The following is a 23,327-nucleotide window of genomic DNA, read 5'->3' as shown; positions in this document are numbered from 1 at the left end:
CACACCTAGCCCGCGTCTGGCAGACCGTCCAACATCAAAAGGGACTGGCCGCTATCCGATTTTGCCGAGCGCCACCGGTAAACAGCCATCTAACGCCGGTTCAACCGGACATTAAGCTTACCGCGCCATAGTGCGCTCAAATCGGGTGGAAAAACCGCCCGGCAGATGTGGTGGACGGTTAGATGTTTCAGATTATCGGCATTGTCGTCGTTTTCGTGATGGTGTTCGGCGGTTTCTCGCTCGCCGGCGGGCATTTCGATGTGATCCTCAAGGCCTTGCCTTTCGAGATGATGATGATCGGCGGTGCCGCAGTCGGGGCTTTCCTGATCGGCAACAAGCCCAAAACGGTCATCAAGACGCTGGGTGACATCTCGAAGGTCTTCACCGGCCCCAAATGGAAGGGGCAGGATTACACAGACCTCTTGTCCTTGTTGTTTCTGCTAACAAAAACGATGAAGACAAAGGGCGTGATCGCGCTCGAGAGCCATATCGAGAATCCCAAGGAAAGCTCGATCTTCACGCGTTATCCCCGCATCATGAAGGACCATTTTGCGATCGACTTCATTTGCGACACGCTGCGCATGATGACGATGAACCTGGAAGATCCGCACCAGGTCGAAGACGCCATGGAAAAGCAGCTCGAGAAGCACCACCACGAGGCGGCTGATCCGGCCCACGCCATGCAGACAATGGCCGATGGCCTTCCCGCCCTGGGCATTGTCGCCGCCGTGCTGGGCGTGATCAAGACGATGGGCGCGATCGAAAGCCCGCCAGCCGTGCTGGGCCAGTATATCGGCGGCGCGCTGGTCGGGACCTTCCTCGGCGTGTTCATCGCCTATGGCTTCATCGGCCCCTTTGCGGCCTACATGCAGGCCGTCTATGACGAGGAACATTCCTTCTACAAGATCATCCAGGACGTGCTGGTCGCGCACCTGCATGGCAATGCTGCCCAGATCTCGGTCGAGATTGGTCGCGGCGGTGTGCCCTCCAAGATGCAGCCCAGCTTTGCGGAGCTGGAAACGGCGCTGGACGCTATTCCCGCCGAAGCGGCCTGATCCAGAAAAGACACCATCCGGGTTGCGGGCGCGGGGTCGAAAGATCCCGCGCCTTTGTTTTTGTGTGATCGCTCACCATGTCGGGGCTGGCAGCCACGCGATTTGGGTCTAGAAGGGCGACATGAAAATCAAGGACAGCGAAATTCTGATCATTCCGGGGCTTGGCAATGCCTCGGCCTTCCACTGGCAGAGCCGCTGGCAGGACAAGATGTCCACCGCGCGCCGGGTCGAGCAGGATGATTGGGAGCACCCGCAGCGCGAGGCCTGGACGCAGCGCCTGATAGAGGCGGTCAATCTGGCCGAAAAACCGGTCATTCTCGTCGCACACTCCGTCGGCGTGCTGACCGTTGCCCATGCCGCGCCGGCCCTGGTCGGCAAGGTCGCAGGCGCCTTCCTCGTCGGGACCTCTGATTGGGAGCGACCCGCCCTCGCCGACACATATGGCGATCACGGCTTTGCGCCGGTCCCGCTTGAACCGCTGGGTTTCCCTGGTTTGATGCTCGCCAGTTCCAATGACCCGACCTGCGACATTGCCAAGGCCGAGACTTGGGCAAGCGCCTGGGATGTCCGGTTCGGCAATGCCGGCGAGGCGGGGCATTTCGAACCGGAGAGTGGTCACGGGCCCTGGCCGGAAGGCCTGATGGCCTTTGCCAAGTTTACCCAGTCCCTCGATCCGTCCGCGCCGTGACGGTGGACGGGCTTTATTGCGAGCCCGCCGCGCTCGACTGGTCGCAGCCCGGAGGGCCGCGCGCCAGCGATTATGGCGATGTCTACTTCTCCGCCGAAGATGGTCTTGAAGAGACCAAGGCTGTCTTCCTGCAGGGCTGTGGCCTGCCCGAAGCCTGGGCGGGCAGGCGCAACTTTGCGGTTGCCGAGCTGGGCTTCGGCACCGGCCTCAATGCGCTGGGGCTCTGGCAGCTCTGGCGTGAGGCTGGCCCCCCTGATGGTTGGCTGGACCTGGTCTCGATCGAGAAACATCCGCTGGACCGTGCTGCCGCGGCCCGGGCCTTCGCCGCCTGGCCGGCGCTTTCCGATCTGGCCAACCGGCTTCTGGCACAATGGCCGAGCCGCCTGCGCGGGCCGCAGCGCCTTGTTTTTCCAGAGGACCGGTTCGCCATCACCATCTATCAGGATGATGTCGAGGCCGCTCTTGAGCAGATGGACGGCCCGTTCGATGCCTGGTTCCTTGATGGCTTCGCGCCCGATCGCAATGCCGCCATGTGGTCGCAGGCCGTGTTCAACCGGATCGGCGCCCTGTCATCACCCGGCGCGCGCGTCGGGACCTTCACCGTGGCCGGCTTTGTCCGGCGCGGTCTGGCCGAGGCTGGCTTCGAGGTCGCCAAGCGTCCCGGTTTCGGCCGCAAGCGCGAACGGCTCGAGGCGGTCTGGCCGGTGCAGCCGGAGGTCCGGTCGGCCTTGCGGCTGGACGGACCCGTCGCGGTTCTGGGCGGCGGCATTGCCGGTGCGAGTCTTGTCCACGCCTTGCGGGCGCGGGGTGTCGACACGATCCTGATCGATGCCGCGGGCCTGTCCGGCGGAGCCTCCGGCGCGCCCGCCGGCCTGCTGACACCCCGGCTGGAAAAGGCCGATCGACCGCATGTGCGGGCCACCCTGGCGGCGTTCGACTTTGCTGCCCGGCTTTATGCCGGACGATCCGGTTTCGCCCCCGAGACGGTGCACCGCTTGCCCAAGGACGCCCGCGAAGCCGAGCGCTTTTCTGTCCTGGCGGACTGGATGCCGGATCATCTTGTCTGGACCGGAGAGCGCCTGATCCTCGCCAATGCGGGGCGGTTTGATCCACGGGCGCTGGTCGCGGACCTCGCTGGCGATGTGGCGTGTGTGAAGGCTCGCATCGAGCGCTGTGCGATCGAGCCGGACCGGGTGCGCCTGTTGGATGCCGAAGGGGTCTGCCGGGCCGAGGCCGCGCATCTTGTCATCGCGGCAGGATCGGGCGCGGGGCATTTCCACCCCGATCTGGAGCCAAGCGCCGGGCAACTCGCCGTCTTCGCCGGTGAGCCACCGGCCATACCGGTCAGTTGGGGCCACTACGCCTGCCGGGCCGGGAGCGGTGTACTGGTTGGCGCGACCCATATCCGGGGCGAAACGCCGGGGCCTGATGATCTCGCCGAAGCCGGTTTCCGCGCGGCCGTCGCCGAGCGTCTGCCCGATATCGGGCTCGGGGGTGTTCTCGGGCGCTGGAGCGGGGTCCGGGCATCGACACCAGACCGGCTGCCCGTTGTGGGTCCCCTGTCTGACCGCGTGTCGATCCTGTCGGGCCTCGGATCGCGGGGTTTCGCCCACGCCCCCTTGCTCGCGGAGGACCTTGCCAGTCAACTGACGGGGGGGCGAGCGGCCTTGTCGCGTGACGCCCGTGCCGCTCTGGCTCCGTCACGCTTTGCCGAGCGGCGGGCGCGCAAATCCGGTCACAATGCGACGGGATAGGACCGCTGGTCGGCCGACGCGATGCGCAGCGTGGCCAGCGGGCAGGACGCATTGATGCAGGTGACATCAAGGTCGAAATCCACGCCGCCCGACCGTGATATCTCGATCACCGCCGGGCCCATTGAGACCGTGATCGCGCCGCCAGCCGCATAAGGCAAACCGACCGGTAAGCCGATCCCGACGGCTAGCAGACCCGCAATGATCACTGACTTCGCCATGTCGCCTGTCCTCGCTTCAACCGCTGCTTCGAAACCTTGGATGCCGCCACTGTTCGGATTGGATGCGCCGGCAGCCAAAATCTCGGCGCGGGTTTTGCACGGGACGCGGGCAAGCGCGCGATCTGACGCGTATCGAGACAAGAGTGGTGCAACATGGTCATGGTTACGGGTGAAGGCTTTGTCGACCGGCGTTCCGGTTCGCGACACGTGTGGTTCTTGAACTCGGCCTTCGACAAGATCAGCATGGATGTTGCCTTGCGCCGGATTACCGAGCGCGACGCGACGCGTCCGTTCGCCTTTGTCGTTACGCCGAATGTCGATCATCTGGTTCGTCTGGAGACCGACACTGTTCTGGCGACGCTGTACGCCCAGGCCTGGCTGACGGTTTGTGACAGTCGTGTCCTCGAGATAATCGGCCGGATTTCCGGCGAGACCATCGAAGTAACACCCGGCTCGGATCTGACCGAGCGCCTGTTTGAAACGGTCATCGCGCCCGACGAGACGGTTACGGTGATCGGCGGCAATGCCGAGGTGATTGATGCGGTGCGAACACGCTATGGTCTGACCGATATTCGCTGGCATGAACCGCCAATGGGTCTTCGCGGCAATCGCGAGGCCGTGGAGGCCTGCGCGAAATTTGTCGCCGATAATCCGTCGCGCTTCACCTTTTTCTGTGTCGGCTCACCGCAGCAGGAAATGATCGCCGAGGCCTGCCTTGACCGCGGTGACTGTACCGGCGTTGGCCTGTGCGTCGGCGCCTCGCTCGACTTTCTCGCCGGAGCGGCGCAGCGGGCACCGGTCTGGATGCAGCGCGCGCGCCTCGAATGGCTGCATCGCCTCGCCCAGGAGCCGGCGCGCATGTGGCGCCGCTACCTCGTCGAAGGTCCCAAGATCCTGTTGTTGTGGCGCCGCTGGCGCAAGACACGCCACTCGATGCGCAAGCTCGAAAAGACCCTGGGTTCGCCCGAGCGGGTCAGGGAGCGCAATCTCCATATCCGCCTGCGTGATCTCGAACGCCAGCTGGCCGCGCGCGACTGACCCGTCTGCATTGCCTTTTGAACGGTCGCGACATAGCGTCCGCGTCGTGATGGTTCCCTCACGGGATTAATAGGGAAGCTGGTTCGGCCTCGGCCAAGTCCAGCGCTGTTCCCGCAGCCGTAGGCGGCGAGCGGTGGAGCATGATGCCACTGGGGGCGACCCTGGGAAGGCGCTCCATTCGCATTGACCCGCAAGCCGGAAGACCTGCCGTCACTGTCGTCTGTCCGCTCGTGCGGGAGCTCACGAGACTGGCGCGGTGATATCCGTTTCTGACGACTCCTCTGCAACCGCCGATGGCCGCTCCGGGCATCGGCCAGACTGCTATGGAGACGTGGCATATGCGTATCAGAACCCGGCACCAGCTCTGTCTGGCGGCCACCTGGCTAACAGTTCCAATCCAGCTTCATGCCCAAACCCCCGATCAGGAAGACGTGATCTATGTTACCGCAGCGCGGATCGCGCTGCCCGCCGAACAGGCGACGTCGAGCATCAGCCTGCTCGATGCCGACATGCTGGACGCGCGCGGCGCCAGCTTTGCCGCTGACGCCTTGCGCGCGGTCCCCGGCCTAGCCGTCTCGCGCTCCGGTGCGCCGGGGTCTCTGACCCAGATCCGGGCCCGAGGCTCTGAAGCCAATCACGTGCTCGTCCTGATCGATGGGGTCGAAGCCTCAAACCCTTTCACCGGCGAGGCTGATTTCTCACACTATGTCTTCGATGATCTCGCCTCGATCGAGGTTGCGCGAGGCGAACAGTCGGCACTGTGGGGGGCGGATGCGATCGGTGGTGTGATCCGCCTCAACTCGTCGCGGCCCCTGTCGGCTTTTACCGCCGGCGCCCGCGCGGAGGGTGGCAGCTTCGGGACGACGCGTCTCAGCCTGCAGGCCGGTGGTAGTTGGGATGATCGCTGGTTGAGTGGTTCGCTCTCCGACTATGAAAGCGACGGGATTGACGTCGCGGGACTGGGTGGCGAGCGTGATGGCTATGCCAACTCCGTTATTGCCTTGTCGGGCGGGCTTCCTCTTGGCGAGGCCTGGCGTCTGGAGGGCTCGGTACGCCGCATTGTCAGCGAAAGCGATTATGACAGTGACACGGATTTCGATGGCCGCCTCGACAATGTCGATCTGAGGACTGATGGCAGGACGGTCCTTGCCCGTTTGGCAGCCTTGGGGGAACACCATTGGCGGAGTGTTCGCCTCAGTCACGAGGCCGCGGTTCAACTCACCGATGACACCTCCCGGTCCCTGTCGGGGAGCATCCAAACATCACGGGCCATCGGTCAGCGCCTGCAGGCGCATTACCAACTGACCGGACATTGGGAGACCGGCCCCTACCGACACCGACTGACGGGTTTGGTCGAGCATGACCAAGACCGGCTGAAATCATTCTCGGGACCCGGCGTCGGCTCGAACCAGAGTCGTGAGCTGACGGCTGATGCGCTGGCGTTCGACTATGGTGTTTCGCGCGGCGCTCTCGATATCACCGCGTCTGCCCGGCGTGACATCCATAACCTGTTTGAGGATTCCACGACCTGGCGCGTAGGGGCCGGATGGGCCATCGATCCCCTTGATGGCCGGCTTCGGGCCAATTTCGGCGAAGCGGTCAAGAATCCGGGCGTCTATGAGTTGTACGGCTTCTTCCCCAGCGTCTTTGTCGGCAATCCCAACCTGACACCGGAGCGCTCGCAAGGCTGGGAGGTCGCCTGGGACCAGGCTTTGCTCGATGGCGATGCCAATCTCTCGATCGTCTGGTTCAGCTCGCAGCTCGAGAATGAGATCTTCACCGATTTCGGGGTCTTTCCCGCCACGGCGCTCAATGCAGGAACACGGTCCGAGCGCCAGGGCCTGGAAGTTTCCGGGGGATGGGAGATTGACGCCGCGTGGTCGCTGTTCGGATCGCTCAGCCTGCTGGAGAGTGAGGAAAACGGGCTTGCAGAAATCCGTCGTCCGGAACGACTGGCATCGCTGACTGTGTCATGGTCGCCCCTTGATGGCCCGATCTCGGCCTCGGCGACGCTTGATCATACCGGTGACCAGACCGACACCGATTTTGGCAGCTTCCAGCCGGTTGTTCTGGATGCCTACACCCTGGTTGGCGGTCAGCTGCGCTGGCATGTCCGTCCCGGGCTGGAAATCCATGCCCGCGGGGAAAACCTGCTCGACGAGGAGTATCAGGATGTCTTCGGCTATCACACGCCGGGTCGCGGCCTGTATATCGGCCTGCGTCTCAGCCATAGCTAGCCCGGCCCTGGCCCAGGAGGCGACACCGCATGCCGGTGTTGCCTCGGCCTCGCTGTGCGCCGATGCCTACGTGCTCGCGGTGATCCCCGGGCAGGAAGTCGGTGCGTTGTCATGGCAGGCGGACCAGCCGGTGTCTGCCGCCCCGCCATGGTCGCGCGCGCTACCCAAGGCCTGGCCGGACGCGGGACGCCTCCTGGTTCTGTCGCCGGACCTGACCGTCTTTGCGGCCGGCGAGGGCGGGCGAACGGCGCGGCTTCTCGATCGTGCCGGACTACCCCATCTGGAGCTGATCTGGACGGACGACTTCGACGGCGTCCGGGCCAATCTTCGAGCACTCGGCGAGGCGGCCGGCTATCCCGACCGCGCGGAGAATGCCGTGGCCGATATCGACCGGCGCCTTGCTGCGTTGGACGCGCGCCGGGCAATGCGTGCCCGTCAGCCGCGCATTGTCTATCTGAGTGCGTCGGGCGGTTCGGCCGGGGCAGGGACATTCGTCGATGCGGCGATCACTGCGGCGGGCGCGATCAATGTTGTGGCCGAACAGGGCGCGACCGGCTGGACCCGGTCTGACCCGGAATTCGCGCTGACCCTGGAGGCGGATATCGTCCTGACCAGCTTTCTTGTCGATGGCTATGCGAGCACATTCAACCGGGCCCGTCGCCATGCGGCCTATCGTCGATTGCTCGATCATCCGGCGCGTATCGATGTGCCCGCTGGCCTGTGGTCCTGCGCGGGACCGGGTTTGATGGAGGCCGCGGAACGGATCGCGGACGCGATCGACGCGTGGGAAGAGACGCAATGAGCCAGCTTCGCCTCCACCTCGCCTTGTTGGTCGCGTTATGTGTATCGATGATCGGCGCCGTATTTCTCGGCAGCGGAGGCGCGACGACTCTGGATTTGTTCGGCGGTGACCATGCACTGGGTGGTCTCGTCCTGCGCGAACTGCGGCTTCCGCGGGTTTTGCTCGGCGCCCTGATCGGGGCCGGGCTGGGCATGGCGGGCGCTGCGCTGCAGGGGTATTTTCGCAATCCGCTGGCCGATCCCGGGGTGATCGGGGTGTCGGCGAGTGCCGGGATGGGCGCTGTGCTCTGTCTTTACTTCGGTCTGTCGGCCAGCTTTGCCCTGGCCTTGCCGATCGCCGGGGTGGTGGGGGCGGCGGCTGGTGTGGCGGCGCTCTTCGCCATTGCCGGGCGCGGGGCGAGTGCCAGCACGCTCATTCTGGCTGGTGTTGCGGTCAATGCGACGGCCGGCGCGCTGACCGCCCTCCTGATGAACTTGGCCCCGAACCCGTGGGCCTTGGCCGAGATTGCCTACTGGCTGATGGGGTCGCTCAATGATGCCAGCTGGACCGAGGTCGGTTTCGCCGCCCCTGTTGTTCTCGCCGGACTTGTGGTCCTCGCACCGTTGGCGCGGAGTCTCGATGCGCTGGGGCTCGGCGAGGAGACAGCGCGATCACTGGGGATCGAGCTGGGACGATTGCGGCTGGCTGTTGTCCTCGGTACGGCCCTCGCCGTTGGCGGCGGTGTTGCCGTGGCCGGAGCGATCGGCTTTGTCGGGCTGGTGGTTCCGCACGTCCTGCGACCCTCCGTCCAGTACCGCCCGGGTGCGCTCCTGGTCCCGTCAGCTCTGGGCGGGGCTCTTCTCATCGTGATCGCGGATCTGGCGACCCGGCTGCTGTCGGGGCCCGGTATCCCGCTTTATCTCGGTGTCCTGACAGCCCTGATCGGCGCGCCTTTCTTCCTCTGGCTCGTGCGACAGACGCAAAGGCGCGCGCCATGAGCATTCTGACACTGGATCAGCTGCGGTTTCAGCCCGGGACCGCGCCGCTCTTCGATCAGCTTTCGCTGACGATCTCCGGCACCGGACTGGTCGCCTTGGCCGGCCCCAACGGGGCCGGCAAGTCCAGCCTGTTGCGCTTGCTGGCCGGTCTGGTTGAACCCAATGCCGGTCATGTTCGCCTCGATGGCCATCCGCTCTCGGATATGGATGAGCGCGAGCGGGCCCGAACCCTTGCCTATCTGCCGCCGGAGGGCCGCGCCGCCTGGCCGATCAGCGTTCGCCGTCTGGTCGCACTCGGGCGTATCCCGCACCTCAAACCCCTGCGCACACTCACACCAGACGATCAAAGCGCCATTGAGGCCGCATTGGCCCGAACCGGAACTGCTCACCTCGCGGAACGTGGCTTTGACACGCTGTCGTCCGGCGAGAAGGCGCGGGTCCTGCTGGCCAGGACGCTGGCGGTCGGAGCCCGGATCATTCTGCTGGACGAACCGATGGCGGCGCTCGACGTGCGCCACCAGCTCGCGGTTATGGAGATCCTCGCGGCGGAGGCGCGCGCCGGCGCCCTGGTCATTGTTTCACTGCATGCGCTCGACCTGGCCGCGCGTCATGCTGACCGGGTGGTCGTTCTGGATAACGGTCAGGTGGTCGCGGACGGGCCGCCAGACCGGGCGCTGGTGCCGGCGATTCTTGAACGAACCTTCGGTGTGGTGGCGCCCGATGGTTTGACGGTCGGCGGGCTTCGCCTGCCTAGCTGAGCACGATTTCCGGCGCGGGCTTGCTGACCATCTCTGCCGCCTCCAGCGCCGCCAGCGCGGCCTTTCGGAACGCCTTTCCGACCGGCCCGTCGTCGAGGGCGGCCGGCTCGCCGGCATCCGAGCGCACGCGCAGGTCCGGGTGGAGCGGGATCTCACCAAGATAGGCGAGACCCATCCGTTCGGCCTCGGCGCGCACGCCGCCTTCCCCGAAGATATGACTGCTCTCGCCGCAATGCGGACAAAGGAAGACGCTCATATTCTCGACCATGCCGAGGAGGGGGACATGGGTCTGCTCGAACAGGCTCATCGCCTTGCGGGCGTCGTCCAGCGCCAGATCCTGCGGGGTCGAGACGATCACCGCGCCATCGACCGGCAGGTCCTGCGCGATGGCAAGCTGGGCGTCGCCGGTTCCGGGCGGCATGTCGAGAATAAGGACGTCGGGCTGCCCCCAGTTGGTATCCATCATGAATTGCCGAATCGCGCCCTGGACCATGGGGCCACGCCAGACCACGGCGGCACCGGGCTTGACCACGAAACCCATCGAGATGAGCTTGACGCCATGGGCCTCGATCGGCTGCACGCCGGCATCGGTCTTTCGCAGGCCCGGCACGTCATTGAGACCAAACAGGCGTGGCACGGACGGTCCGTAGATATCGGCGTCAAGCAAGCCGACCTTGAGGCCTTCGCGAGCCAGCGCAACCGCGAGATTGGCGGCCACAGTCGACTTGCCGACACCCCCTTTGCCTGAGGCGACAGCGATAATGCGTTTGGCAGGTTTGGCAGACTTGGGAGCGCCGGTCTTGGCCTGTTTCGGTGCCGGCTTCCGGGATTGCTCATCGCGGTGCGCGGTCATGACAACGCGGACGCGCTCGATGCCGCCCAGCTTTCCGACGGCGGCCTCGATCTGCGGCTGCAGGCGATCCAGGTCGGGTGAGCCGGCGACCGGCGGTTTCACGATAATGGTCGCCGTATCGCCAGCGATGCCGGCCGCCTCTATACGCCCGGCATCGATAAGATCGCGCCCGGACTGTTGCTCTGTAATCGTCTTGAGGGCGTCGCGCAGCCGATCTTCCATCACTCTCTCCCTTGTCGCCGTTCAGAGATAGCGAGGCCGACCCGCCAGCGGTAGGGCGGACACGCAGTCCGGCCTCCTCGGGTTCAGGTCATCGAGACCGGTGTGTGGACAAAGGGGCGGTGATGGGCGAGCGCCGTGAGGAAGTCGGCGTCCTCGGCGCGATACTGGTCTTCCCAGGCATCACTGCGCGAATTGCCGACACGTTTGATGGGGCTTGTCTTGATGGCCGGCGTTTCCGGCAGGCCGAGGACATTCGAGAAAAGTCGCACCGCGCGCTCGGGCCGGGTGGTCACGTCCTCGTAGTACAGGCGCACCGGTTCGATTCCGAGCCGTCCGAATTCGCGTTCCCACTTGAGTTCCTCATCCTGCAGGAATTTGATCCAGTTTCGGATCGCGGCGGTGTCGTAGATGACAGCGTCGCGGACCTTTTGCGCCTCGTCATTGAGCTGGAAGGAGTGCAGGACGCCGGACTGGTGGGCGACATGCATCGATATGCCCTGTCGCACGATGTTTCGACGGCGCATGTAAAAATATGTCCAACTCGGATCGAGAATGTCCCGACGCCCGGTTGCCTGCCGCCCCCAGGTCAGATGAGCCAGCGCCAACTCGATCCCGCTGACCCCGTTCTGCGAGGCGTGGCGGGCCATCACCCGGTGAAAGAGGCTGTCCCAGTTCGCAGCGCCGGTCTCGCGCGCCTGTTTTTCGGCAAGTGCAACAGCCAGCCACTCATTGGGAAAGCCGAAAGCCTCGGTTTCCTTGAGCAGGTGAGCCAGAAACGTGCTTCCCGAGCGCGGCACGAGGCAGATCGCATAGCGTTTCGTCAGCTCAACGCCGTCGAGTGCAAGCGGGTCGCCGGTCTGATCGACCCCTTCTTGAGCCAGATGGGAAAACATCTCCGCCATGGTCTGGTAGGGCAGGCCAGCGGTCGCCGGAATTTGCGGAGCATGGGCCGCGCTGCTTATGCCGGCTGATGGCGGGGAGTTGGTCTGTGTCATGACAACCTGAGACTTGATGGTGGGCGATACTGGGATTGAACCAGTGACCCCTTCGATGTCAACGAAGTGCTCTCCCGCTGAGCTAATCGCCCATCCGTCTCAAGAGAGCCGGGGTTCTAACCTCAGCGTCGGCGGAGTGCAAGACATCTCGCGCACCCGATAACACACGGCTTGCAGATGGATCCGGCGGCCGTCGGCCACAAGCTGCCGCGCTCGCCTGTCCGCCGCCTGTCCTGAGCCTGAACGGCCTATGACTTTTTTGCAACAATTGCGACGGAAATGCGGCGATACCGCGACTCCCGCTTTCATGTGTCCCGGCCCTTCGACATAGTCCCGACAGGTAGGGTGTAACCCGACCATCCCGAGTTCTGCGCCAAAGCGGATCCGGGTGACACGAAACAAAGGGGTACTATCGTGAGCAATATTTGGGATCGTGAGCGTCTTCTGCGCTCCACCATCCTCGCAGGCTTTGCTGCGGTCGGTCTGACCATGTCGCCGGCTTACGCACAAGACCAGGACGAGGACGAAGACGAGCAAGCTGAAGAATCCAGCGATGACACCATTGTCATCACCGGTTCTCGTATCCGCCGCGACGCGTTCAGCTCGCCGGCACCGCTTCAGGTCATCGACAGCCAGGAAATCCGCGACGCCGGTCTGATCGACGCCGCGCAAATCCTGCAGACGTCGTCTGTGGCCCAGGGCGTTCAGCTCGACAACGCCATCGCCGGTGCTTTCGTCACCGACGCCGGCCCGGGCTCGAACACGGTCACGCTGCGTGGTCTGGGTGCAGACCAGACGCTGCTGCTGATCAACGGCCGTCGTGTCGCTCCGTCGGGCGTTGAAGGCGCTCCGTCGCTGCCGAACCTCGACATCATTCCGACCGACGCCATCGCTCGCGTCGACATCCTTCTGGATGGTGCATCCTCGGTCTACGGTTCTGACGCCGTTGCCGGTGTGGTCAACGTCATCCTGAACGACCAGTTCGACGGTTTCCGCGTTGGTGCCGTGACGTCCACGCCGGAAGAGTCCGGTGGTGGTTCGCATCGCTGGAACATGACGATTGGTGATTCGTCCGAGAACGGCCGTTTCCTGTTCTCGATGGAATACTTCCACCAGCAGCGCCTTCAGGTTCAAGATCGCGACGCCAACTTCGATCCGACCGACAACCTGTACTGCTCGCGTGACATCGAAATCGCGGCTGACGGCTCGCTGCTGTCCGAGTGCGAAGGCTCGATCATCAACCGCATCCGTACCTTCAACTACTATGTTGACGGCTCTCCGAGCCTGGCGTCGTACTTCGCCAATCCGGGCCTGTTCAATCGTGACGTGTACTCCACGCCGGGCGACACGAACATCGGCTTCATGGGCTGGTCGACCGGCGACACCAACGCGGAAATCAACCGGTCTGCGTATCTGGACCAGGCGACCGACATCATCCCGGACAGCCAGCGTTACTCCTTCCTGTTCACGGGCGATTACACGATCGATCGTATCCTGGGTCAGGAAAACGTGACGGTCTTCACCGAGCTGCTTCACACCAACTCGCAGACGACCTACCGCTCCGGTTACCACGGTCAGCTCTTCCCGACCGTGCGTGCCAGCAACCCGTTCAACCCGTTCGGCTTCGATGTCGTTCCGATCGTCGCGTCTCCGATCGAGCGGTCCAACATCGACGTGGAAACCCAGTACACCCGCTTCATGACGGGTCTGCAGGGCGACTGGAGCTTTGCTCCGTCCTGGTCGTACGAAATGTTCGCCGGCTACACCCGGTCGATCGGTTACTCGCGTCGCCCGCAGGTTGACGAGGCCCGCCTGACGCAGGCTCTTGCTACGACCCGCGTTGAAGGCGGCGAGATCGTCTGTGGTTACGATAACACCGACGTCACCCTGTTCGGCTTCCTGAACCCGGGCAACTGCGTGCCGATCAACATGTTCGCCAGCAGCCTGTACCCGACCGATGGTGCGTCTGCTCCGTTCTTCAATACGCAAGCAGAATATGACTTCCTGCGTATTGACCGTACGGCGACGACGACTGTTGATCAGATGATCATGGGCGGCTTCACCACGGGTCCGGTTTTCGAACTCCCGGCTGGTGAAGTGAACGCGGTGATCGGTATTGAATGGCGTCGTGACTCGCTCGACTCCGGCACGGATACTGTGGCCTCCCAGGGCCGTGCGGCTGGCTACTTCGCCGACCGTCGCTCTGTGGGTAAAGCCGAACTGACCGAATATTACGGTGAGCTGTCGATCCCGCTCGTTTCCGGTGCTGCCTTCGCTGAAGACATCACTGTCGACGTTGCCGGTCGTTTGACGGACCACGAGTACTACGGTCAGAACTCGACCTACTCGGTTCGTGGTTCGTGGGTCGTCAACGACTCGCTGACCTTCAACGGCACCATGGGTACGTCCTTCCGCGCACCGAACCTGCGTGAGCTCTTCCTGGGCGGCCAGACCGGCTTCTCCTCAGGCTTCGCCGATCCGTGCGTGGTTCCGACCGCAGCGAACAACAGCGGCACCTACGACCCGACCAATGACGGCCGTGATCCGATCGTCCTGGCCAACTGTGTCTCTGAAGGCGTTGACCCGACCGCTCTGGGCCTGAACGGTGTGTCCTCGATCGAGGCCTTCCGTGCTGGTAACCCGGGTCTTGATCCGGAAACCTCGGACGCTTACTCGCTCGGCTTCGTCTTTGACCAGCCGTTCACCGATGCCTTTGACGCCTCGATCCGCGTCAGCTACTGGGGCATCCAGGTCGACGACTCCATCGCGATCCCGGGTACGGCCTTCTCGCTGGCCCAGTGCTACAACTCGACCAACTTCCCGAACGATCCGTTCTGTGCACGTCGTACGCGTAACCCGGCTACCGGCGCGCTGCTGATCGTGGACAACACGCCGTTCAACGTGTCGACGCAGGAAGCAACCGGCTGGGACTTCAACGGCCGTTTCAACATGGATATCGACCTCTTCGGTGGCTTCAACTACGACATGAATGCCACGTTCACGAAGTCGGAAGAGATCCTCGGCCAGACCACGTCGACCTCTGATGTCACCAACGCTGTCGGCGATTGGGGCAACCCGGAATGGCGCGGTTCGGTCAACAACCGCTTCACCCGCGGCGACTGGAATGTTAACTGGCGCGTCCGTTATATCGGCGAGCAGGCTTCGATCTCCAACGTGGTTGGTGTCAACTATGGCGAGCGTCTGCAGGCCGCTTCCGAGCTCGGTGGCGATGCCGTCGACAGCTGGGATGCGACCTACTACCACGACCTCTCGGTCAACTGGGAATCGGACACGTGGGGCATCACCGTTGCTCTGAACAACGTGACCGACGAAGGTCCGGCCGTGGTTGACCAGAACGCCTCTGGTGCGACCCTCGGTAATGGTAGCCAGGTTCTCGGTTCGGGCTATGACCTCATCGGTCGTCGCCTGTACATGAACGTCCGCAAGGCCTGGTAAGACCCAGACCCTTGACGACAGGATTGGGGCCGCCCGTTTGGGCGGCCCTTTTTCTTTGTCCGCATGACGGGCCGCCCTTGGCGGAACCGGAACCTAAAAAAAGCGCCGCCCGTGCGGGCAGCGCTTCTCGTTCTGCGATGGTTCGTGTCAGATCAGGCGGCGATGACGCGGGCCACCTCATCCACCAGCTCACGCAGGTGAAAAGGCTTGGACAGAACCTTGGCATTTGTCGGAGCCCCCGAACCCGGGTTCAAGGCGACCGCAGCAAAGCCGGTTATGAACATGATCTTCAGAGCCGGGTCGATCTCTGCTGCGCGGCGCGCGAGCTCGATTCCATCGACTCCGGGCATCACGATATCAGTCAGCAGCAGATCGAACTGGGCTGGTTGCTCGCCAATTGCGTCGAGGCCTTCCTCACCGTCCGAGCACACCAGGACGTCGTGACCGGCACGCTTGAGCGCCTTGGCCAGGAAGTCGCGCATCGAGTCGTCGTCTTCCGCGAGAAGAATCTTAGCCATCTTGGTTCCCACCCTTGCGAAATCTCTAAGTGACGGCACTTTACAGCCATCTGGTAAAAACGGCCTGAACGCGGCGCAAGCTTGACCCGCGACAAGCAGCTGACCACTGTTCGCCCATGGACACGCCGATTCACACCTCGATCTCACCGGGCGCGTCCGGCCGACCAGAGCGTGTCAATGAGCCTGGGCGCGTCGATGAAGTCGTTGTGGTCGGGCGTCCCGAGCCGCATCTGGCGTGCCCGGTCTTGCTCGCATCACCGCACTCTGGCCGTCACTATGATCCCGAATTGTGCCTGTCGACAAGGCTCCCCATCGCAATTCTCCGGCGATCGGAAGATGCCTATGTCGACCAGTTGGTCGCTTGCGCGCCTGACCATGGTGCGACCCTCTTCTGTGCCCAGTTCCCACGCGTCTTTGTTGACGTCAATCGGGGCCCGGGTGAGCTTGATCCGGGCATGTTTTCCGATCGTGTTCCGGCAGCGGCGCTGCAGCCCTCGCGCCGCGCAGCCTCCGGGCTGGGCGTCATCCCGCGCACAGGCGCGGAAGGGCGCTCCATCTATCAGCGAAAGCTGCGCTACGAAGAGGCCCGGGCGCGCCTTGAGCGTTTCTACCATCCCTATCACACCGCATTGCAGGCTGAGATTTCTGATCTCAAGTCGCGCTTCGGCATGGTGGTCATGGCCGACATGCATTCCATGCCGGCGCTCAGCGGGCGCGGCGCCGATATTGTGCTCGGGGACCGCTACGGCACCTCCTGCAGTCAGGCGGTCACCGACAAGGTTGAGGCGATCTTTCAGAAACTCGGACTCGTCACAGTCCGGAACAATCCCTATGCCGGCGGCTTCACGACCGAACACTACGGTCGGCCCCATGATGGGGTAAATGTGATCCAGATCGAGATCAGTCGCGGTCTCTACATGAATGAAACCCGGGTAACGCTGTCCCCGGACCACGTCAACTTCATGACAAAAATGCGGCACTTTATCAGTGCCTTAACCCAGATCGACTGGGCCTCGCAGCAATAGCCATATTCATGCCCATTTCAGGGGAAGGCTGGAGCTTGCCTTCGCCCGGCACGCGCTTTGCTCCCCTGTGAGGCGTGCGTCCCATAGCGGCGCATTTTGAGACGCGAAGATTAGGCGGCGAGTAGTTATGACGAATGATATCGACCTTCACGTGGGTAAACGGTTGCGCCGCCGGCGCCGCCTTCTGGGTCTGACCCAGCAGCAACTGGCCGAGTCGGTCGGTATCCGCTTTCAGCAAATCCAGAAATATGAATGCGGTGCCAACCGCGTCAGCGCCAGCCGCTTGTTCGAGTTGGCTGAGTCGCTTGATGTTCCCGTACAGTATTTTTACGAGGGCCTGTCCAAGCGCGACGAAGTCAATGGTGATGAAACGCTGGCGGCCGATGTGCTGTCACAGAAAGAGACCGTTGATCTCATTCGGGCCTATTACAGGCTCGGCGAGCGCCCGCGCAAACGGCTCCTCGAACTGGCCAAGTCCCTCGAGCCCGAAGAAGCGGCCAACGACGCGGCGTGAATCAGACAGGAACGCGATGGCGTCTGGCACCGGCTCGCAGCCCGTGCTAGGCGCCTTTGCATGTCCGATATCGATTTCCAGACCGACCTGACGATTGCTCATGCCATGGCCGACGCCGCGCGTGCAGCGATCGCGCCGTATTTCCGAACGCCATTGAGTGTCGACAACAAGCTGTCGACCGGCTTTGACCCTGTCACGATTGCCGATCGCGCGTCCGAGACGGCCATGCGCGAGGTTCTGGCGCGACTCGCGCCGGATGATGGCATCCTCGGCGAGGAGTTCGGTACCAAATCGACATCCGGGGAGCGTCGCTGGGTACTCGATCCGATCGACGGCACGCGGGCCTTCATTGCGGGCCTGCCAAGCTGGACCGTGCTTGTCGCGCTTGAAGTTGGTGGTCGGCCCCGGCTCGGTCTGATTGATCAGCCTCATATCGGCGAGCGTTTCACCGGTTGGCCCGGCGGGGCGCGTTTTGATGGAGAAGGCGAACAACGGGCGCTACAGGTTTCGAGCTGCCAGCGGCTTGACCAGGCCATTCTCGCGACGACCGACCCTTATCTGTTCGCCGGGGCGGAACAGTCCGCCTTCACCGCCGTACGCGAGCGGGTCCGGCTTTGTCGATACGGGTTCGACGCCTATGCCTACGCGATGCTGGCCGCCGGAGGCATCGATCTCGTGATCGAAAGCGGGCTGCAGATCTATGACGTCCAGGCCTTCATACCGGTTGTAACCGGCGCCGGCGGCGTCGTCACGAACTGGTCGGGCGGTGATCCCTCGGGTGGAGGTCAGGTGGTCGCTGCCGCGAGCGCGGACCTGCTGGAGCAGGCGCTTGAACACCTGGCGTCCGCTGCAGCCTAGCTGTCCAGCAAGACCCGAACCGGCATCCCACCCAATTCGATGCGGACAACATCGCGCATGTTGCGGTCCCGCGGTCGAACCAGCACCCGGTTCTCCTGGGCGGTCAGGGGCGTGCGCGAACCGTCTTCGTGGATAGCATCCGCTGTCGGGGCTGGCCCGTCATACACAAAAATGAGTGTCTTGAAATTCGGCGCAAACAAGGCCGCAACACCAGCCGCCTGACGGATCGCGTTGTTGGCCTGGCTAAGCGCCAGTTCAAGATCCTCGGCCGCATAGGCGGGACCGCCGGGAAGGCGCGCCTCGAATTGCATCGACAGCGACATGCCGCCGCTGGGCTGATTGATCCAGACCGGCGGCGCGGCCTCCAGGGTCCGGAGGTCGGGCAGGTGGTTGATCTGTCCTGTCGCGTCGATCTCGAAGGAGACCCTGTCCTCCCCTTGCGTGAACCACATCTCGATCTCACCGGGCGCGATATCGGCCTCGGAGGAGACCCGGTAGGCGAGCTGGAAATGCGTGCGCTGATCGGGGTCGAGCCCGAGATAGGTCTCGCGATGCGGGAAGAAACGGGGCAGCGGGCCGGCCTCGCGCTCAACGGGCTGCGCAAGCGCTGCCGAAGAGACGAGACCAGCCAGAAGGCCCGCTATCAGCAGAGCTCTCCGCATTACTCGCTGGCAGCAGGCTTGCGGAAGAGCAGCGTCATGCGATCGCTCTCGCCGATGGCGTCATAGGCTTCACGGTCAAAATCGGCCGCCATTTCGCTGTCAGCCGGTGGATTTCGGCGGACCGGCGGGAGCGTCCAGACACCGAACGGATGATCGGCGGTGTCGGCGGGATTGGCGTTGACCTCGGACGCGCCGACGAACTCGAAACCGGCCTCTTCGGCCAGGGCGATGACATAGGCTTGCTGGACATAGCCGGTTGATGCGCCGGGGTCCTGTTCGCGGGTCGATGGCAGCCGGTGCTCCACAACCCCGAGGAGGCCACCGGGACGCAGGATTCTGTGGAAGTCGGCGAGGGCCAGCTCGGTAAAGCCGCCCGACATCCAGTTATGCACATTGCGGAATGTCAGAACGGCATCAACCGAGCCTGCGTCCAGGTCGAGGGGCGTGGTACCGTCAAACCCGACGGTGATGACGTCGCCAGACATCTCGTTGTCGGCCATGCGCGCTTCGAAGGCGGCACGCGACTGACGACGGTATTCACTTTCGGATTCGGTGCTGAAATGGGCCGCGACGTACTGACCGCCATTGGCATGGATCCAGGGCGCGAGGATGTCGGTATACCAGCCACCGCCCGGCCAGATCTCGACGATCGTGCTACTCGGGTCGAGCTGGAAGAACTCGATTGTTGCCTGCGGGTTGCGCCATGTATCGCGATCACGGCTGGCGTCGCGCCAGTCTGCGTCGATCACTTCGGCCAGAACAGACAGGTCAGGTCCGGCCGGGGCCTCCGCCGTTTCGGTCATGACCTCGCCATCGGTAACGGTCGTCATCTCCGTCGCAGGAGCGTCGGCCGGGTCGGTGGGCTCGCCGCCGCAGGCAGACAGCGCCGCGGTGCCAGCGAGAACGGCGAGAAGTGAGAGGTGACGCATATTGAACTCCTTGGTGGGACCGGCAATTGGTACCCAAGCCCGAGCCGGTGCGCAAATCATCAATTCGGGGGTTGCAGCGCCCAAACCGGCTACCCAAATAGCATGCGCGGGTCGCCAGACGGGGCCCGTCAACCCGGCCAGGATCCATCGGATCTGGCTTGTCTCCAACGCCCGGGAAGCCGGGCCTGTTTATCGCTCTGAAGGAGGATGGACTGATATGCGTACAGTTGATTTTACCCCGCTCTACCGCTCGATTGTCGGCTTTGACCGGCTCGCGGACATGATGGACTCTGCCACCAAGATCGAGTCGCAGGGTTATCCGCCCTATAATATCCAGCACGTCGAAGACAATGAGTACCTGATCGAACTAGCCGTGGCCGGCTTCGGTGATGAGGACCTGGTTGTCGAGGTCCAGGAGGCGGTCCTGACCGTTTCAGGGAAAATTGGCGAGAAAGCCGATGCGGACGACCGCCGCTTCCTGCATCGCGGGATTGCCGAGCGCTCCTTCGAGCGTCGCTTCCACCTCGCCGACCACGTGAAAGTGGCTGATGCCAGCCTGAAGAACGGCCTGCTTCAAATCCGGCTGGTTCGGGAAATCCCCGAGGCTGCCAAGCCGAAGCGGATCGAAATCAAGTCAGGCGTCGGCAAAACCCGCGCCACTTTGATCGAAGGCAGCAAGACGAAGGCTGCCTGATCCGGACTGACAAAGACTGATTCCCCTCCGATTGCCCCTGAAGGCGGTGAGCGAAAGCTCGCCGCCTTTTTCTTGGTCGGTATTCATCTTCATTCAAGGCCAGGGACGTCAGGCAGCGTCCAGGTCAACGGCGCCGTCGAGTGACTCGGCTTGCTCGCGGAACTCCTCGTCCACGCGGGCTCCGGTGAAGCAGGAGCCGTTGAAGCTGGCCTTGCGCACATTCGCGCCATTCAGGGTGGCATAGGAGAAGTCGGCGCCGGTCGCCTTGGTCTGACGCATGTCGGCACCGCGCAGGTCTGTATAGCGGGCGCGGACACCGGCCAGCGAGGCTGGTAACAGCCGGTTGCCATCGAGCAGGAGCGGCCCGAGCTGGCAGTCACGCAGATCGGCATTGGAGAGGTTGGCTCCGGTCAGGTCAGCCCCGCGCAGATCGGCCCCGCGGAGACTGACCATTCTCAGATCAGCCTTCTCCAGTCGTGCGCCCTGAAGCTGGGCTCCCTCCAGATCGAGACCGTACAGGGTCGCTCCGCGGGCATGGAAAGCCGTAAGGGTCTTGCCGGCCAAGGATGTGAGCCCGCGCAGATCTGTCCCGTCGAACAGCGAGGGTTTGCCTTCGGCGCCATTGGTGTCGCACCAGCGCACATGCTCCGCGATCTGGTCGGCGACCGGATGGTCGAGCGCCTTGGCGTCGATGCCGACGGGCGCGCTGGTCAGGGCGCCATCGGTATTCATGCCTTGGGTCTTGGCCATAACGGTCTTGGTGCCGATCAGCACGGCCTGACTGAAATCAGTATCGGTGAGGTCGGCGCCGGACAGGTCGGCGCCTTCGAGATTGGCGCCCTGAAAGGATGAGCCCCGGAGATTGGCGCGGATCATGCGGGTTCCCAGAAGCATGGCATCCGTGAAGTCCGCCTTTTGGGCCGTGATGCCCGCCATTTTCGAGCGCGACAGGTTGGCGCCGGTGAAATTGGCCTTTCCGGCATCGTTTTCCTGGGTCTTGTGGGTCAGGACGGCGAGCCCCTTCTCCTTGTCCATTTGGGCAATCGCGCCCTCTCGCAGGTCGGCTTCGGTGAGATCAGCCCCGGTCAGGTTGGCGCCCCGCATGATGGCGCCACGCAGGTCTGCTCGTCGCAAGGAGGCGCCTTCGAGGTTGGCGCGTCGCAGGTCGGCCGCAAAGAAAACCGCGCTGTTCAGGGTCGCGCCGGAGAGAATTGTTCCCCGCAGGACGGCTCCGCTGAAGTCGGCATCGGAGAGATCACGATTGGCGAGGACCAGGTTTTCCAGGATCGTGTAGGATAAATTGGCGCGCGCGCCGCCGGATCGACCTGACCACAAGCGCTCATGACGCTCGCAAATGGCGTCCACGTCATCCTGGGTCAGTGTCTTGAATTCAATCTTGCGGCCGGTCATCGGCGCGGTCCTGTCAGTCTGTTATCCAGCGGTATAGCCTACGGAAAGACGGTTAACAGGCTGTTTGCCGCCTAGTCGACAAACACAGTCGTCCAGTCCTGACCGGCGAGGGGATGGCCGGGAGCGATCCGGACCCGGTTCCTGCCGGCGGCGCCGTGGGCGAGGATTTCTGCCTTCGCGGTTTCCAGCGTTGTCGCTGTCAATTCGGCATCAAAGCCCCGGCGGCGTCCATCGGCACGAACGAGCGGCCGACCGTACTCAACGCGCATGAAGAAGCCGTGATAGAGCATCAGGGCGTCGTCTTCGCGCATGCCGATCTCAACCGGGATACCACTCTCTTCCAGCATCGCGATGCCGCGCCCGGCAACCTGGGGAAATCGGTCCCGGCACGCGACGACAACCCGCTCGACCCCGGCCACGATCAGGCCGTCTGCGCAGGGCGGGGTCTGGCCATGATGGGCACAGGGTTCCAGGGTGACATAGGCCGTGGCCCCCCTGGCAGCGCTTCCTGCCGCATCAAGTGCGACGCGTTCGGCGTGCGGCCGCCCGCCGTCCTGGGTTGAACCGGTGGACAGGATGCGTCCGTCCTTGACGAGCACGCAGCCGACCGCCGGGTTGGGCGCCGTTCGCCCCTGCTGGGCGCGGGCGATTGCGAGCGCCAGGTCCATGTAACGGGCGTCGTCGGTGGCGCTCATGCCTCGGGGATGGGCGGCAGCGCCTTGGCCCGGGCGGGGTCGAGATACCGCGCCGCCTTGAGGGTCACCCCGTCATCGGCCAGATCGATCAGGAGTGGGTTACCGGTCGGGACCTCGATCTCCATGATATCCGCGTCGGAGACCTTGAACAGCAGCTTGACGAGCGCGCGCAGGCTGTTGCCGTGGGCCGCGACGACCAGGGTCTCGCCGGCTTTCAGGCGCGGCAGAATGGTGGTCGTCCAATAGGGCTCGACGCGATCGAGTGTGGATTTCAGCGACTCCGAAGCCGGCAGCTGCTCAGGCGGAATGCCCGCATAGCGGCTGTCATTGAGCGGGTGGTAGGGATGGGTCTTGTCCAGAGGCGGCGGCGGGGTGTCGAAGGACCGTCGCCAGATCTTGACCTGGTCGTCGCCATGCTTGGCGCGGGTTTCATCCTTGTCGAGCCCGGCAAGGGCCCCGTAGTGCCGCTCGTTCAGTCGCCAGGACTTCTCGACAGGTATCCACAGGCGGTCGAGGCCCTCGAGGGTGAAACTCAATGTCTTGATCGCCCGTTTCAGGACAGAGACAAAGGCGTGGTCAGGCTTGAAACCGGTCTCGGTCAGCAGCTCGCCGGCGCGCTTGGCCTGGGCAACACCTTCGTCAGTCAGGTCGACATCGACCCAGCCTGTAAAGCGGTTCTGCTGGTTCCATTCGCTCTGGCCGTGCCGGATGAGGGCGAGTTGCGGCATGGTGTCGACTCCCAAAATGTCCCGTCGCGCGCAGCGATAGCTTGTGAAGGCCTGCAGGGCAAGGCAGTCGGCCGGAGAACGGGTCTGACGAAGCGGCCCATCAAATGACTCTCGCGAAGCGACGGCTTTGTGGTATAAGAAAACCCTATTTTTCGGGGCGGGTCCGGCTCGACCATTCGAGCCCAGGCTCAGGCGCTGACGCAAGCGTCCCGATGAACGGCGGCTGGATCCGAGGTTTTTT

Annotated in this window: 22 protein-coding genes, 1 tRNA gene and 1 riboswitch; of the genes, 13 read left to right on the top strand and 10 right to left on the bottom strand. The window is 63.6% G+C overall.

Translation table 11 applies throughout. The features are described from left to right. Nucleotides 1-182: 182 nt before the first annotated feature. The 3 genes from motA (at nucleotide 183) to mnmD (ending at nucleotide 3,497) form a co-directional block, all read left to right on the top strand. Nucleotides 183-1,055: a flagellar motor stator protein MotA gene (gene motA / locus AAA969_RS12580; RefSeq protein WP_338246403.1), complete on the top strand. Its 873-nt coding sequence runs from the start codon at nucleotides 183-185 to the stop codon at nucleotides 1,053-1,055. Nucleotides 1,056-1,176: 121 nt separating this feature from the next. Then, nucleotides 1,177-1,743, top strand: coding sequence for an RBBP9/YdeN family alpha/beta hydrolase (locus tag AAA969_RS12575; RefSeq protein ID WP_338246402.1), 567 nt, complete (start codon nucleotides 1,177-1,179; stop codon nucleotides 1,741-1,743). After that, nucleotides 1,740-3,497, top strand: coding sequence for a tRNA (5-methylaminomethyl-2-thiouridine)(34)-methyltransferase MnmD (gene mnmD, locus AAA969_RS12570; protein WP_338246401.1), 1,758 nt, complete (start codon nucleotides 1,740-1,742; stop codon nucleotides 3,495-3,497). Before AAA969_RS12575 ends, mnmD begins: the two co-directional genes overlap by 4 nt. On the opposite strand, the gene AAA969_RS12565 is transcribed toward mnmD, so the two are convergent. Continuing rightward, nucleotides 3,479-3,715: a hypothetical protein gene (locus AAA969_RS12565; RefSeq protein WP_338246400.1), complete on the bottom strand. Its 237-nt coding sequence runs from the start codon at nucleotides 3,713-3,715 to the stop codon at nucleotides 3,479-3,481. The two genes, mnmD and AAA969_RS12565, sit on opposite strands and share 19 nt — an antisense overlap. Nucleotides 3,716-3,868: 153 nt before the next feature. Between AAA969_RS12565 and AAA969_RS12560 the strand changes: the two genes are divergently transcribed. The 5 genes from AAA969_RS12560 to AAA969_RS12540 all read left to right on the top strand — a co-directional run bounded on the left by AAA969_RS12560 (nucleotide 3,869) and on the right by AAA969_RS12540 (nucleotide 9,527). After that, on the top strand, nucleotides 3,869-4,753 hold the full coding sequence (locus AAA969_RS12560) for a WecB/TagA/CpsF family glycosyltransferase (protein WP_338246399.1): 885 nt from the start codon (nucleotides 3,869-3,871) through the stop codon (nucleotides 4,751-4,753). Between the two features lie 33 nt (nucleotides 4,754-4,786). Next, a riboswitch (cobalamin riboswitch) is annotated at nucleotides 4,787-4,979 on the top strand. A 112-nt stretch (nucleotides 4,980-5,091) separates the two neighbouring features. Continuing rightward, nucleotides 5,092-6,990 carry a TonB-dependent receptor plug domain-containing protein gene (locus tag AAA969_RS12555; protein WP_338246398.1) on the top strand — a complete coding sequence of 633 codons (1,899 nt, stop codon included), beginning with the start codon at nucleotides 5,092-5,094 and terminating at the stop codon, nucleotides 6,988-6,990. After that, nucleotides 6,926-7,792, top strand: a complete 867-nt coding sequence (locus AAA969_RS12550; RefSeq protein ID WP_338246397.1) for an ABC transporter substrate-binding protein — start codon at nucleotides 6,926-6,928, stop codon at nucleotides 7,790-7,792. The genes AAA969_RS12555 and AAA969_RS12550 overlap by 65 nt, the downstream gene beginning before the upstream one ends. Next, on the top strand, nucleotides 7,789-8,769 hold the full coding sequence (locus AAA969_RS12545) for an iron ABC transporter permease (protein ID WP_338246396.1): 981 nt from the start codon (nucleotides 7,789-7,791) through the stop codon (nucleotides 8,767-8,769). The genes AAA969_RS12550 and AAA969_RS12545 overlap by 4 nt, the downstream gene beginning before the upstream one ends. Then, a complete protein-coding gene (locus AAA969_RS12540; protein ID WP_338246395.1) occupies nucleotides 8,766-9,527 on the top strand; it encodes an ABC transporter ATP-binding protein in 762 nt (253 codons plus the stop codon). The genes AAA969_RS12545 and AAA969_RS12540 overlap by 4 nt, the downstream gene beginning before the upstream one ends. Here the strand turns inward: AAA969_RS12540 and AAA969_RS12535 are convergent. The 3 genes from AAA969_RS12535 to AAA969_RS12525 form a co-directional block, all read right to left on the bottom strand. After that, nucleotides 9,520-10,602, bottom strand: coding sequence for an Mrp/NBP35 family ATP-binding protein (locus AAA969_RS12535; RefSeq protein WP_338246394.1), 1,083 nt, complete (start codon nucleotides 10,600-10,602; stop codon nucleotides 9,520-9,522). The two genes, AAA969_RS12540 and AAA969_RS12535, sit on opposite strands and share 8 nt — an antisense overlap. Before the next feature lie 83 nt (nucleotides 10,603-10,685). Beyond that, nucleotides 10,686-11,597: a Stf0 family sulfotransferase gene (locus AAA969_RS12530; protein WP_338246393.1), complete on the bottom strand. Its 912-nt coding sequence runs from the start codon at nucleotides 11,595-11,597 to the stop codon at nucleotides 10,686-10,688. A 17-nt stretch (nucleotides 11,598-11,614) separates the two neighbouring features. Next, nucleotides 11,615-11,689, bottom strand: a tRNA-Val gene (locus tag AAA969_RS12525). Nucleotides 11,690-12,011: 322 nt separating this feature from the next. On the opposite strand from AAA969_RS12525, the gene AAA969_RS12520 reads away from it, so the two are divergent. Continuing rightward, complete coding sequence (locus AAA969_RS12520; RefSeq protein ID WP_338246392.1) at nucleotides 12,012-15,053, top strand: TonB-dependent receptor plug domain-containing protein; 3,042 nt, start codon at nucleotides 12,012-12,014, stop codon at nucleotides 15,051-15,053. Between the two features lie 152 nt (nucleotides 15,054-15,205). On the opposite strand, the gene cpdR is transcribed toward AAA969_RS12520, so the two are convergent. Beyond that, the gene (cpdR, locus tag AAA969_RS12515; protein WP_338246391.1) at nucleotides 15,206-15,571 is read right to left on the bottom strand and encodes a cell cycle two-component system response regulator CpdR; all 366 of its coding nucleotides are present in this window, start codon (nucleotides 15,569-15,571) and stop codon (nucleotides 15,206-15,208) included. Nucleotides 15,572-15,687: 116 nt separating this feature from the next. On the opposite strand from cpdR, the gene AAA969_RS12510 reads away from it, so the two are divergent. The 3 genes from AAA969_RS12510 (at nucleotide 15,688) to hisN (ending at nucleotide 17,968) form a co-directional block, all read left to right on the top strand. Then, entirely contained in the window at nucleotides 15,688-16,596 is a 909-nt protein-coding gene (locus tag AAA969_RS12510; RefSeq protein ID WP_338246390.1) for an N-formylglutamate amidohydrolase, read from the top strand. A 127-nt stretch (nucleotides 16,597-16,723) separates the two neighbouring features. After that, nucleotides 16,724-17,110: a helix-turn-helix domain-containing protein gene (locus AAA969_RS12505; RefSeq protein ID WP_338246389.1), complete on the top strand. Its 387-nt coding sequence runs from the start codon at nucleotides 16,724-16,726 to the stop codon at nucleotides 17,108-17,110. 60 nt (nucleotides 17,111-17,170) lie between these two features. Further along, entirely contained in the window at nucleotides 17,171-17,968 is a 798-nt protein-coding gene (gene hisN / locus AAA969_RS12500; protein ID WP_338246388.1) for a histidinol-phosphatase, read from the top strand. On the opposite strand, the gene AAA969_RS12495 is transcribed toward hisN, so the two are convergent. Both AAA969_RS12495 and AAA969_RS12490 read right to left on the bottom strand, forming a co-directional pair. Beyond that, on the bottom strand, nucleotides 17,965-18,630 hold the full coding sequence (locus AAA969_RS12495; protein ID WP_338246387.1) for a hypothetical protein: 666 nt from the start codon (nucleotides 18,628-18,630) through the stop codon (nucleotides 17,965-17,967). The genes hisN and AAA969_RS12495 overlap by 4 nt on opposite strands. After that, a complete protein-coding gene (locus AAA969_RS12490; RefSeq protein WP_338246386.1) occupies nucleotides 18,630-19,559 on the bottom strand; it encodes a class I SAM-dependent methyltransferase in 930 nt (309 codons plus the stop codon). The genes AAA969_RS12495 and AAA969_RS12490 overlap by 1 nt, the downstream gene beginning before the upstream one ends. Nucleotides 19,560-19,776: 217 nt before the next feature. On the opposite strand from AAA969_RS12490, the gene AAA969_RS12485 reads away from it, so the two are divergent. Further along, on the top strand, nucleotides 19,777-20,253 hold the full coding sequence (locus AAA969_RS12485; RefSeq protein ID WP_338246385.1) for an Hsp20 family protein: 477 nt from the start codon (nucleotides 19,777-19,779) through the stop codon (nucleotides 20,251-20,253). 108 nt (nucleotides 20,254-20,361) lie between these two features. Here AAA969_RS12485 and AAA969_RS12480 read toward each other — a convergent pair whose 3' ends face one another. The 3 genes from AAA969_RS12480 to gpmA form a co-directional block, all read right to left on the bottom strand. After that, complete coding sequence (locus AAA969_RS12480; RefSeq protein ID WP_338246384.1) at nucleotides 20,362-21,663, bottom strand: pentapeptide repeat-containing protein; 1,302 nt, start codon at nucleotides 21,661-21,663, stop codon at nucleotides 20,362-20,364. Between the two features lie 71 nt (nucleotides 21,664-21,734). Beyond that, complete coding sequence (ribD, locus tag AAA969_RS12475; RefSeq protein ID WP_338246383.1) at nucleotides 21,735-22,358, bottom strand: bifunctional diaminohydroxyphosphoribosylaminopyrimidine deaminase/5-amino-6-(5-phosphoribosylamino)uracil reductase RibD; 624 nt, start codon at nucleotides 22,356-22,358, stop codon at nucleotides 21,735-21,737. Next, a complete protein-coding gene (gene gpmA / locus AAA969_RS12470) occupies nucleotides 22,355-23,086 on the bottom strand; it encodes a 2,3-diphosphoglycerate-dependent phosphoglycerate mutase (RefSeq protein WP_338246382.1) in 732 nt (243 codons plus the stop codon). The genes ribD and gpmA overlap by 4 nt, the downstream gene beginning before the upstream one ends. Between the last annotated feature and the right edge of the window lie 241 nt (nucleotides 23,087-23,327).

Source organism: Maricaulis maris (genome assembly GCF_036322705.1).
GTDB classification, from domain to species: domain Bacteria; phylum Pseudomonadota; class Alphaproteobacteria; order Caulobacterales; family Maricaulaceae; genus Maricaulis; species Maricaulis maris_B.
The sequence above is the reverse complement of the archived record's forward strand: the minus strand, read 5'-3'. Positions and strand labels throughout refer to the sequence as shown.